This window comes from Legionella qingyii, from assembly GCF_003184185.1.
The window spans coordinates 63,376-75,330 of the sequence record NZ_QHJG01000014.1 but is presented as its reverse complement, the minus strand read 5'-3'; the positions used below and the strand labels follow the sequence as shown (position 1 = coordinate 75,330).

Below are 11,955 nucleotides of genomic sequence, written 5' to 3'. Positions count from 1 at the left end.
TATAGGGAGTAAGAATGAGAACTTCAACGAAAAGGAAAAAAAGATTCTTAACCCCGGCTAATGTGTACCAACATATGGCCCGTAATGCAATTTTCGGGCTTTTAATGACGGCAATGGCCCTTTTTATAGGGATGTTGGGGTATCATCACTTGGAACACATGTCCTGGGTTGATTCATTCATGAATGCGTCCATGATTCTTTCTGGAATGGGGCCTGCGTCCAATTTGGTAACAATCCCTGGAAAAGTCTTTGCAGGATGCTATGCATTGTTTAGTGGTTTGGCATTTATTGCAATTATGGTGATCATACTTTCACCCCTGATTCATCAGTTTTTTCGTAAAATTCACTTGGAAAGCAAAACGATCTATTCTGATGGGCAGGAGTAAAATTAGGGTAAGGATTCACGCAGGTTTAGCAAACGAATTAAAGCGTATTTTTTTCTGTACCATATATTTGATCTTTTAAAGACTGCATGAATCCAGCCATAAAAAAGAGCTCTGCAACCAGGAATAACGGTGCGATAAGCGCTTGGCTTAAATTAACCATAAAAGCTGGTTTTTTGCCTTCGAGATAATGGCCATACAATTGTAATCCCCAGCCTACAATAAAAAAGAAGACAAACGACCAGATGCTTAGTGTTGTTGGACCATCTTGGCTAAACCAATTTGCAATCAATAACAGGATAAGCATTATTGGAGTAAGTGCCAAAGCTAATTGCCAATGCAGACGAAAGTAATAAATTAGGGCAATTAATGTAGCTAAACAGGCCAGATTTGTTGCAAAAACACCAGGAACGATAATTTTTACAAAACCTAACAGAATCATTACCGATAAAATAATAATCGGTACACCCGCCATATGCGTATAACGTGTTTGGATGTTTTGATGATACTCGGCATAAAACTGTGCTTGTTCAATAAAAGGTTTCATTTTAAAATTATTCTAATTAAGTTCTATAAAACATAGCACATTCTTTTAAAAAATGCAGTTTTGCTTCACCCAAGTATATTTTTACCTACTTATCAAATGTGTATGCTCCTACAAGATAAAGAACATTTCCATTGGTTGAGGAGCCAGGAATATAGGCTGCTTTTAAGGAAAGTTTTTTATAAAATAAGCCTGCCCATGGGACCGCTCCCGGGAACGGAATATTGTGCATGATATCAGGGCGTGATGTAACCAATACAGAAACACCCAATCCAGCCTTAAAATTTTGCGTTAATTTTGCAACTTTCAAATAGGCATATCCCACCGTCGGTTCAAGGTTACGATGGGAGTCGAGGAAGGCAATAGCATAAAGACCGTGCCAATTTCCTTTTTCATCAAAAAAACCTTTGCCAAATCCGCCCCCCCAAGCGAGTTCATTGTATTTTTTTTCTCGGAGTAGTTCAGCAGGATAAGTAAAGCGGTTATGCCATGCATAACCAGAGAAATAAAGTTCTTTGTTGCCTTCAGTCCATGTTTGATGTAAGCGATAACAAAGAGGTTTAAATATAGGAAGCCAATATTTACATCCTTTGGGCTCTTCGGTTTTAAATGCAGTGAGATCCTTTTTCTTTTCCTCATTCTGAGTTGCTGCATTGGCACTGGATGCTTTAGTTTCATTGGAAGAGGGGGTAGATGAAATTGTAGAGGATCTGTTACTGTAAGTATTCAAAGAAAACAATATTAATAGACCAATAATGATCATTCGTAAGGTTGTTTTTTTCATTTAACTTTTAACCTATGCGGGATCCAAACTACAAATATAATTTTATGATCTAACCTTCATATTATTAATTTGGCAGCTTTCTTGCTTATAAATAAATAGAATTTTGAAGTAATAAATCGTGAGCATACCATGGACTTGTTTCGTAAAAAAGAGATCAATGCATCATTTGAGGGAGAATCCCATCTTGTTAAATGTCTTACTGCCTTTGATCTGACCTTTTTGGGCATTGGCGCCATTATAGGTGCAGGTATTTTTATTTTGACAGGGGTTGTCGCTGCATTAGATGCGGGCCCTGCAGTGATTTTTTCTTATGTATTGGCTGGAGTAGCTTGCGTCTTCGCTGCTTTATCTTATGCTGAACTGGCTGCATCTATTGGTGGATGTGGCAGTGCTTATGGTTATGCTTATGCAGGTTTTGGAGAGTTAATTGCATGGATTGTTGGTTGGGATTTGCTATTGGAATATGCCATTTCTGTTTCTGCAGTTTCTGTGGGATGGAGCGGCTATGCCAATGATTTTCTCATGATTTTAAAAATCAATCTCCCCAAAGTTCTCTTGCATGGCCCAACGGAGGGTGGAGTTTTTAATTTATTAGCATGTGTCATTATGACAATTTTAACCGCATTATTAATTTGGGGGGTCAAATCAAGTTCCCGAGTCAATAATATTATGGTGATGATCAAGCTTATTGTTATTTTTCTTTTTATTGTGATTGCTTCAAGGGAGGTTTATCCGCCCAATTGGTCACCCTTTTTACCTTTTGGATGGGACGGAGTAATTAAGGGGGCATCATTAATATTTTTTGCTTATATTGGCTTTGACGCAGTTTCTACAGCGGCTGAAGAGGCGATCAATCCACAACGGGACTTACCTATAGGAATAATCGGCTCATTATTTATTTGTACGGTTTTATATATTATTGTTTCAGGGTTATTAACGGGTATCGCACACTACAGCACACTCAATGTTGCATCTCCGATCAGCCATGCTTTATTGGTTTTAGGTTATAAAACCGTGGCCAGTTTTATCAGCGTTGGTGCAATAGCCGGATTGACTACCGTAATGTTAGTTTTATTCTATGGCTTAACACGTGTTATGTTAGCTATGTCACGCGATGGCTTATTACCGAAGATTTTTTCGCAAACCAATCAATATACTCATACCCCCATACGCGTTATTTTGCTATGCGGTGTTTTAATGGCATCACTTGCTGCCTTTGCACCAATCCATGTTTTGGCCGAACTAGTGAACGTCGGTACTCTATTTGCATTTTTTATTGTTTGTGCAGGGGTACTTTATTTACATTATAAACATCCAACAATGCATCGGCCGTTCAGAACCCCTGGAATGCCTTTTGTCCCTATTTTAGGGATGCTCAGTTGTTTTTATTTAATTATTCATTTACCTCTGGTGACCCTTTTTCGCTTTGTGATTTGGATGGCTATTGGATTGGTGATTTATTTTGCCTATGGTTATTCCAATAGTGCTTTGGCAAAAGACTAGATATGGCTTAATACCAATGCAGCTGAAATTATTGCAGCTGCAGGCATTGTAATGAGCCAGGAAAAGAAAATTCTTTTAATAACGCGCCAATGCGTTCCTGCAACTCCATTAATTAAGCCAACTCCGGTAATTGCTCCGGTGACTGTATATGTGGTTGAGACTGGGATGCCACATTGAGTTGCAATAAAAAGAGAAACGGCGGCTCCAGTTTCTGCGGCAGATCCCTTCATGGGGTCAAGTTTTGTGATTTTAGTTCCCATCGTACGCACAATCCGCCATCCTCCGGCCAAGGTTCCGAGGCTAATTGCCGCCTGACATGAAATAATCACCCAACATGGGACATAAAAAGGACCTTCAATCCATGCGGATGAAAACAGTATTATGGAAATGATACCCATCGTTTTTTGTCCATCATTGCTGCCATGGGTCAAGCTTAGAAGAGCAGAGGAGCATAATTGGAATCCTTTGAATAATTTGAATTTAGGGTCATTTCTACTGTGTAAAAATTTATAAAAAAAATAAGTAATAAGCAGGGCAATGAGTAATCCAAGTGCTGGTGAAATAAAAATCCCGCCAATAACTTTAGCAAAGCCTGACATTTTAAGGGATGAAAAACCACCTTTGGCAATAGCGGCACCTGCTAATCCACCAATAAGCGCATGTGATGAGCTTGATGGCAGTCCATAATACCAAGTAACAAGATTCCAGAATATGGCGCCTATCAAGGTGGCTAAAATAAAATGGTCATCAACAAAATCAGACTCAATCAGGCCGCTACCAATAGTTTTTGCTACCGTGAGATTAAATACTAAAAACGAAATGAAATTAAAAAAAGCAGCCCACATTACGGCTTGCTTCGGGGTTAAAACTTTAGTGGTAACAATAGTAGCTATAGAGTTTGCTGCGTCATGAAACCCATTGATAAAGTCAAAGATATAGGCAACTAAAATAACAAAAAGTGTAAATAAAATTGCTGAGTCCATAGCAATAGCTCCTTGCGCCATAGCTTTATAGCTTAAGCGAAACGTCGCGAACGCAGGATAGTGAAGCCTGGATGCAATCTTAGGCTACGACGTTCAATCCTCAATTTCGTATTTGCTCTGTTTCACCAGACTACTATACATAGTAACTACTTTTAGTCATTAATTTAGATACAACACGCATCAATTGTTTGACAATGTAAGGAAGCTCTATAGCTCCAGCGTTCAACGCTGTCGTTGCGTGGTGCTCTTCATCTTCTTTCATTTTAACGAGAATTGCCTGAGATTTTTTATCTTTTGCAGGCAATTGTTGTAAATGACGCTGCAAATGCGCAGAGACTTGGCGCTCCGTTTCTGCAACAAAACCTAAACTTACTTTATCACCAACGAAACCTGCAAATGCTCCTAATATAATGGAACCGCCATACCAGAAAGGATTTAATAGGCTTGGTTTTGAACCCAGTTCAGTCAATCGCGCTTCACACCAAGCGAGATGATCAATTTCTTCTGCTGCAGCATCACTCATTTGTTTTTTTATATGGGGCAATTGCGCTGTTAGCGCTTGACCTTGATAAAGTGCCTGGGCACAGACCTCTCCGGCATGATTGACGCGCATGAGGCCCGCGACATGATTTTTTTCTTTTATAGAAAGCTCGATGTCAGTAAGTGATTGTGCAGGCGATGGCCGGGTACTCATCCGTTGTGCTGGGGGAAATAAAGTACGTAGCGCATTATCGACTTCGGCGATGAGTGTATCTAGCGTGCTCATAGGAAATGGGTATCTAGTAATTAAAATTTGAATTCTATATTATCTTGAATACCATTAGGATTGAAGTTATTTTTAGGGCCGATGGCTTTTTGTGTTTCTGCCTTTTGTCTCTGATGTTCTTGAGAAGAATTGTCTTCTTCATCTAAATATACCCATTCATTAGAAGAATCTTCTTGTTTCTTTATAGATGTCGTTTCATGAACGGGTTTTGCTTGGGCTGATAGATGCTTGCTCACATTACTTCCTTCCTGGGATACTTCAATATTGACTACACGTTGCGTTATAACTTGACTCTTTTGAGGATAAATAGTGTTCCTGCCTAGCTGATGCAGAGCACCTAAAAAGGATGCCCCGGTAATCAATGAAAGCATGGCCCCTGTAGCTGCAGGAATTGAGACGCTGATTAAAGAAAACAGTTGGACAAAAGGATAGGCTAACGTACTTAGCACGGCAAGTGCTCCAGGGCCTATAGAGGGCATTAGAGCTGCCACAATCGGTGGTGCAAAAAACGCCAGAGCTGCAATTGCCGCACCAATAAAGCATATAGAAGCTAAAGCACTGAGATATCCTAAAGCAGGATGAACTTTTTGCGCCTCCTTAAAGCTAACTATGGGGGAAGTAATGGTGCGAATCAGATAATTCGCTCCTTTAAACAATCCTTGCAGTCCCATTGTTGTAAGGAGTAAAACACTACGTAGGCTTTGGGTTAGCCAATTTGTCGGCGCCCAGGAGAGGATCCTGTTTTTTAAAAAGGAGCATGTTTCACTAAGAAAATTAAGTGGAAACTCAATGGCAAGAGACAGTAAGTTTGTTAATGGGGCGGTAATAAATTTTAAGGTAAGAAAATAGGCTATTTTTGAGCCTTTAGGATCGGATGGCCAACCGAGAAAGTAATGGCCAAAATGATACTGATTTCTAAACTGTGGGTCAGTTAGAGTCAAAAAAGTATCTTGCCAGGCCTTTTTCAAAAAGGAAAAAAAGGAAACTTGTACCAAATCGGGGGCATTCTCTTCAAGTATCTTTGCCGAGCTCGTTATAGGATTAATGGAAGCGTTCAAAAGCTCACTCGGATTTGGATTATCACCATGCTCGAGAATAGGCGCAAAAATTTTGATGAGCTGAGCCGTATGATAACCGCAAGTAACGCCATCAAAAAAGGATTGGGTTCCGAAAGCATGATATGTTGCAGAATTTATGCGTTCGGACCCTAAATGATTTAAATCAACATGTTGCTCTGGGCTTGCGAATGGATTTAAGGAATGGAAGGCAGCGCTTAGCATTCCGATAATAGTATTTTTTGAGGGGGCGGTCGAAAAAAAGCGTTCCGGATTGCTGTATTTGGAGTCATAAACTTGGGGTTGCTTCCCTGGAGGCAGATGCATGGTGACTATGTGGTCTTCGGTAGCCCCTTGTCCGATAACTCCAAGCAGAACATGCATTTGAGATAAATCTTCGCGAGCTGCGAGATCGTCAAAGAATTTTTTAAGCGATGCAACTTTTATGGGCGTATGCATAATAATTACATTACCACTTCGCTCTAGCTCGTACCTTATAGCTGGGGTAGTAATTTCTTCAATCGATATTTTTTCTTTCCGAAATAAATTCGGAAAGGTCAGTGGATGAATTGATAAATAACCTGGCATACTTACTCTTAATTAGTTTCGGTCTATTAATAGTCTGAGTATATGCTGACCAACCTTAGGGCAACATTAAACAGTCGGTTCAATTATAACTCAAATTCATTGTTGAAGCCAATCTTGGAGCACGGCAACAGTTTCCTGATGGACTTTGAGCAGTTGTTGATAAAGCGCGTGAGGATATAATTCGGGATTTTGTTGAAAATGTTGCTCAAGGACTTCGCATGTATGGCGCATGCGAAGGGTGCCACAATAAAGCGCGCTGCTTTTCATTTTATGGGTTAACTTATTAATTTCAATCAGATCTTGCTTTTCCCAAGCCTGGGCTGTTTTTATTAAATCCTTGGTGTTTTCTTCAATAAGAAGGTGCACTATCTTTTTGAGGGCTCCTTCTGAACCTAGATTATTTATACCTTCAGCACGATCAAACAAGGGATATTCATTAAACTGCAGCATAGATTCAGGCTGTGCGCCTAAATTAGGAGATGGAAGTTTGGAATTGCTATAGCGAATCAATAGCTCCTGCAACAAATGGGTGCGCAGAGGTTTTGTTATCACTTGATTCATCCCGGATTGTAAGCATTCTTTTTCAACATCAGCTACTGCATGGGCTGTCAAACCAATGATCGGAGTGGGTGATTGGTTATGGCTATGTTCATACTGACGAAATTTTTTTGCTAATTGTATTCCAGTAGTATCAGGTAGACCAATATCACTTAATATCCAATCAAAAGTATGGGATTGAAACAGCTCCAAGGCTTTGCTACCTGTTGAGGCCGATAAAAATCGGATGCCAACTTGTTGTAAAAGGTTTTCTATCATTGTTAGAGCAATCGCATTATCTTCAATAAGCAGCACAAGGGGAGCATTATTTAATTCTTCAGAGCTTGTTTTGTTTACCGGGAGCTTAAGAGGTGCCGGCTCTTGAAGATTGACTGGTTTTTCTGCCTTCTGCACAGGAATTGTTAGTGTGAATGTGGTTCCGGCATGGATTGCTGAGTCAACACGTATCTTGCCTTTTAAAAGCTGGGTGTAACGTTTCACTATATGTAATCCCACCCCATGACCTGAGTAAATACCTTGTGATGAAGGTGTTGCCCGATAAAAGCGTTTGAAGATTTTGTCTTTATCTTTAGGTCTAATTCCCGGGCCAGTATCTTTAACAAAAAATTCAACTAATGTTTTGCCATGATGTGATTTGGGCCTGACTCCAATTTCAATAAAACCCTTTTCCGTGAATTTAACCGCATTGCCTAAAAGATTTAATAAAATTCGATGCAGTTTTACAGTATCTGTAGCGATCCATTCGGGAGTATCGCAGTCGATGCTAATTAATAAATCCAATTTTTTCAACGTAATGGTCGGACGTTCCAGATCGGCAATGCTGTATATTAAATCATGAACATTACATACGGATTCATTGATTACGTTCTCTTGCTGACTGCCTGCAGCAATTATATCGAGCACCCCATTAAGTAATGCTAAGAGCTGTTCTCCGCTTATGTTTATCATGTGTGCATGTTCTTTGTCTCGGGAATTGTGGGCTTCTTGTTCAAGAATGCTGGAGATCCCGATAATCCCACTTAAAGGAGTGCGAATATCATGACTCATATTGCGGATGAATTCGTCTTTGGCATAGTTCGCAGCCTCTGCTTTTTCTTTCGCTCTTTTGAGCTCGGATTCGATTTTTTTTAGATGAGTAATATCAATGGTATTGCCAAGAATGCCAATAATGTTCCCTGATTTATCCAACATAGGTCTTTTAGTCGAAAGTAAAATCACCTCTTCACCTGATGGTAAAAGCGTTCTCTCTTCCCGTGACAATTCAACATTTTTCTCAATCACTTCAAGGTCATTTGTTCGATAAATATCGGCTGTTTGCTTGCCGAATATCTCATAATCTGTTTTGCCAATAACTTCATTTTCATCGCATTTATTGATGAATTTCATATGATAAAGACTTTGGACACATCGTTGATTCATCCCAGACCATACACCGTTTAAATCTTTCCAGTAGACATCTCCAGGCACGGCATCAAGCAGATTTTTTAATTGGGCATATTGTGTTTCCAGATGATCGATTTTATTTTGTAACGTGTCTAAATCAGCAATTAAGTTAGCCGTTTTGGGAGTTTCTTTTTTCGCCATTTTATTCCGTGATCAATTAAAATTTTAATTCAGCATATTTTTTGAGTGCCCAAATCTAAAAACATGAATTTTCTGTATTTTAGAGCGTGGTCATTCGTCTCCATTGACACAAAAACCAAAAGAAGTGTCCATATATTTTTAAGCATAGCATAGATAAATGCTCTCTAACTTCCGATTAATTTAGGATTTTTATTGAATTGATTGTTCTTAAAATTGATATCATGTTTTATTTTGCATTCTGTTATAATAAGCAAAATTGATTATCCGGTAATATCATGCTCACTCCCGATGGACATTGTGCGAATAAAATTGAAAAAGTAATGCTGCTGGCATTATGGGCAAATACTTTAAGAGACGAAATTCAAGCACAAGGTTTATCCGCAACAAAAAAATTAATTTTTGCGGGGCTTGGGAAGCCGACCTATCCTATTAATTCACATACGATTGCATCTTATCTTTCATATTGGCAAAAGTTAGACCATTTAACCAATAAATGGAAAGCAGACCCTCACCAGGTTGAAGAGGATATTGCCATTGACTATGGAGATCCTCGTGGTGATTACGCGCCACGAGAATTAATGGCCGACATCATGTCATGCTGGTATGGGACAGAAATTAAAGCGCAAAACATATTATTTACTGTAGGCGGTATTGGTGCCTTACGAGTATTATTTGAAACCTTTAATACTCATTATGAAGATGTGCCGGGATATCGAATTATTACCCCTTTTCCTTATTACAGCGCCTATTCCAATAATCCATTGCATTGTTTGCATCCTATTCATGTGATGGATGAGCCTGGATATAAACTAACAGCACGTGCAACAGAACAAAGCATTAAAGAGGCTTATTCCCTTGCTGAAATGGACCACGGTTGGCCAAAGGCCATATTAATTTGTAATCCATCAAATCCCTTGGGAAACATCATTGACGAAGATGAGTTAAGAAAAATTGCAGATGTTTTGCGTCAGTATCCTGATTTGTACATCATTTTTGATGAAGCTTATACCGAGATGAGCTTTTCAGATATGCCTTCTTTCTTAAAAATTGCTCCCGACCTTAAAGAACGAGTGATCGTTTTGCGTTCAGCAACAAAGGCTTTGTCAGCAGCTGGCGAGCGCATGGCAGTGCTTTTGGTGTTTGAATCAAGTTTGATGAATGAAATGCTCAATAAAAATATAAGCTACTTCATTCATGCACCGCGTTCAGCACAAGCAGCTTATGCTCAAACCATGGCGAATTTTGGGACTGAGGAAAAAAATAATATAGCAGCATTCTATAAGAAAAAGGTCGATTATGTGGTTGCGCGATTAAAAGCCATGGGAGCGGCAATGCCAGACCCTTTATACCAGGTAGAGGCCACTTTTTATGTTCTTGCTGACTTTAGTGATATGTTTGGTTTGCCTTTGCCCAAAGATGCGGTTCGCGTTTTACAGAAGTCGGGTTTAGTGAAGACGGATGAGGAGCTGTCTTATTATTTATTGTTTGAAGACAATCTAATGATTACACCTTTGTCTTATTTTGGATTGTCAAAACATGATGGTTTTATGCGCATCACATGTAGTGGCCGCGAAAATGAACTGCAAGATCTAATGGATAGACTGGAGAGAAGGTTATTTGAATCAAGAAAAAATAAAAAAAATGTTTTTTTAGAGCGAATCAATCGCATGCTCCCTGAATTAGCGAAAATTGATGCCCATATGTTTGACCTTATTTGCCAAAAACTGCAAGCAGGAAACGCGGAAGAAGATACTTGTTTGAATTTAAAGTCAAAGAATCAAGTTATAAGAAAAATCTATGATACGATTATTGATTTTTTTGAAATGATGAAGCAAGAAGCTTAGCCCGTATACTAAAAGCGCTCACTTCGTCGCATACAGGCTAAAATAAAAAGCTCGTGAAGGTTAATTAGTTTTGAGTAAATTGATTGATCGTCAAAGTTAATCGCTTAACCAATTCATCGATTTCGTCTTCATTGATAATCAATGGAGGTAAAAGTCGTACCACTGTATCTGCGGTAATATTAAAGAGTATGCCATTGGCTAACCCAAGTAAACGCATGTCATTGGCGGGGCGGTCCAACTCAATGCCTATCATATACCCTTTACCACGAATCGACTTAACACAGGGATGCTCACCCAGATTTTTAATTAATTTTTCCATTAACAGCGGACTATTTTTTGTTACTTTTTCACAAATTTTGTCACGCTCCAAGACTTCCAATACCGTTAAAGCGGTGGCACAAGCAAGTGGATTACCTCCAAAAGTCGAACCATGATTTCCTGGTTTAAATAAATCTTTTGCTTTTTTACTCATCAGGCAGGCGCCTATGGGAACACCATTACCCAAACCTTTGGCAGTAGTAAGAATATCAGGTTGAATATCATAGTGCATGCAGGTAAAAAGTTTTCCGGTGCGGCCATTCCCAGTTTGGATTTCATCCAGAATAAGCATCCAATCATGTTGTTCGCAAAGCTTGGCTAAGGAGCGAAGATAACTTTCTTCTGCTGCATGAATTCCACCTTCTCCCTGAATTGGTTCGAGCATAACAGCAACAACATCCTCTCTATTTGCTGCAATAGTATGAATGGCATCCAAATCATTAAAAGGAGCACGAATGAAACCAGGTACTAAGGGTTCAAATCCTGCTTGTACTTTTCGACTTCCTGATGCGGTTAAAGTAGCCATTGTACGACCGTGGAACGCTCGTTCCATAACAATAATTGAAGGGGTTTCTATTCCCTTTTTATGGCCATAAAGACGGGTCAATTTAATTGCCGCTTCATTGGCTTCAGCACCTGAATTAGCGAAAAAAACTTGCTCCATACCGGCCATAGTTGTAAGTTTTTCGGCAAGTAATTCTTGTTGTTTGATGTGAAAGGTATTCGAGGTATGGAGCAGCTTAGCTGCTTGTTGCTGTATGGTTTTGGTGACATCAGGATGAGAATGTCCTAATCCACAAACTGCTATCCCACTTAAAGCGTCAAGATAGGCCTTGCCTTGTTCGTCATACAACCAAATTCCTTCTCCATGGGTGAAAGTTATTGGCATAGGATTGTAACTGGTAATTAAAGCCATAATGTTTTCCTTAAAAATGAAGGATCTCCACTCAAAAATTATCTCTCCCTTCAGGGAGAGATAGGGTGCGGCCACATTATAGACATAACTTTCTTCCCTATGCTACATGAGGAAAGGTATCCATGGTAA

The 11,955-nt window shown here is 39.4% G+C and carries 10 protein-coding genes; 3 read left to right on the top strand and 7 right to left on the bottom strand.

Features of this window, described 5'->3' with window-relative positions; all coding sequences use genetic code 11:
* Window positions 1–14: 14 nt before the first annotated feature.
* Window positions 15–386 carry a hypothetical protein gene (locus DGG96_RS09900; protein WP_110142511.1) on the top strand — a complete coding sequence of 124 codons (372 nt, stop codon included), beginning with the start codon at window positions 15–17 and terminating at the stop codon, window positions 384–386.
* Window positions 387–423: 37 nt separating this feature from the next.
* On the opposite strand, the gene DGG96_RS09895 is transcribed toward DGG96_RS09900, so the two are convergent.
* Together DGG96_RS09895 and pagP are read right to left on the bottom strand one after the other, a co-directional pair.
* Window positions 424–930 carry an Mpo1 family 2-hydroxy fatty acid dioxygenase gene (locus DGG96_RS09895; RefSeq protein ID WP_110142510.1) on the bottom strand — a complete coding sequence of 169 codons (507 nt, stop codon included), beginning with the start codon at window positions 928–930 and terminating at the stop codon, window positions 424–426.
* Between the two features lie 85 nt (window positions 931–1,015).
* The gene (pagP, locus tag DGG96_RS09890; RefSeq protein WP_110142509.1) at window positions 1,016–1,711 is read right to left on the bottom strand and encodes a lipid IV(A) palmitoyltransferase PagP; all 696 of its coding nucleotides are present in this window, start codon (window positions 1,709–1,711) and stop codon (window positions 1,016–1,018) included.
* 129 nt (window positions 1,712–1,840) lie between these two features.
* On the opposite strand from pagP, the gene DGG96_RS09885 reads away from it, so the two are divergent.
* Complete coding sequence (locus DGG96_RS09885; protein WP_110142508.1) at window positions 1,841–3,214, top strand: amino acid permease; 1,374 nt, start codon at window positions 1,841–1,843, stop codon at window positions 3,212–3,214.
* On the opposite strand, the gene DGG96_RS09880 is transcribed toward DGG96_RS09885, so the two are convergent.
* The 4 genes from DGG96_RS09880 to DGG96_RS09865 all read right to left on the bottom strand — a co-directional run bounded on the left by DGG96_RS09880 (window position 3,211) and on the right by DGG96_RS09865 (window position 8,748).
* Complete coding sequence (locus DGG96_RS09880; protein WP_110142507.1) at window positions 3,211–4,197, bottom strand: inorganic phosphate transporter; 987 nt, start codon at window positions 4,195–4,197, stop codon at window positions 3,211–3,213. The genes DGG96_RS09885 and DGG96_RS09880 overlap by 4 nt on opposite strands.
* Before the next feature lie 133 nt (window positions 4,198–4,330).
* The gene (gene coq7, locus DGG96_RS09875; RefSeq protein ID WP_110142506.1) at window positions 4,331–4,963 is read right to left on the bottom strand and encodes a 2-polyprenyl-3-methyl-6-methoxy-1,4-benzoquinone monooxygenase; all 633 of its coding nucleotides are present in this window, start codon (window positions 4,961–4,963) and stop codon (window positions 4,331–4,333) included.
* A 20-nt stretch (window positions 4,964–4,983) separates the two neighbouring features.
* Window positions 4,984–6,606, bottom strand: coding sequence for a hypothetical protein (locus tag DGG96_RS09870; RefSeq protein ID WP_110142505.1), 1,623 nt, complete (start codon window positions 6,604–6,606; stop codon window positions 4,984–4,986).
* 96 nt (window positions 6,607–6,702) lie between these two features.
* Window positions 6,703–8,748, bottom strand: coding sequence for an ATP-binding protein (locus DGG96_RS09865; RefSeq protein WP_110142504.1), 2,046 nt, complete (start codon window positions 8,746–8,748; stop codon window positions 6,703–6,705).
* 275 nt (window positions 8,749–9,023) lie between these two features.
* Here DGG96_RS09865 and DGG96_RS09860 point away from each other — a divergent pair, with 275 nt between their 5' ends.
* Complete coding sequence (locus DGG96_RS09860) at window positions 9,024–10,592, top strand: pyridoxal phosphate-dependent aminotransferase (protein ID WP_110142503.1); 1,569 nt, start codon at window positions 9,024–9,026, stop codon at window positions 10,590–10,592.
* A 64-nt stretch (window positions 10,593–10,656) separates the two neighbouring features.
* Here DGG96_RS09860 and DGG96_RS09855 read toward each other — a convergent pair whose 3' ends face one another.
* Window positions 10,657–11,826 carry an aspartate aminotransferase family protein gene (locus DGG96_RS09855; protein WP_110142502.1) on the bottom strand — a complete coding sequence of 390 codons (1,170 nt, stop codon included), beginning with the start codon at window positions 11,824–11,826 and terminating at the stop codon, window positions 10,657–10,659.
* Window positions 11,827–11,955 lie beyond the last annotated feature (129 nt).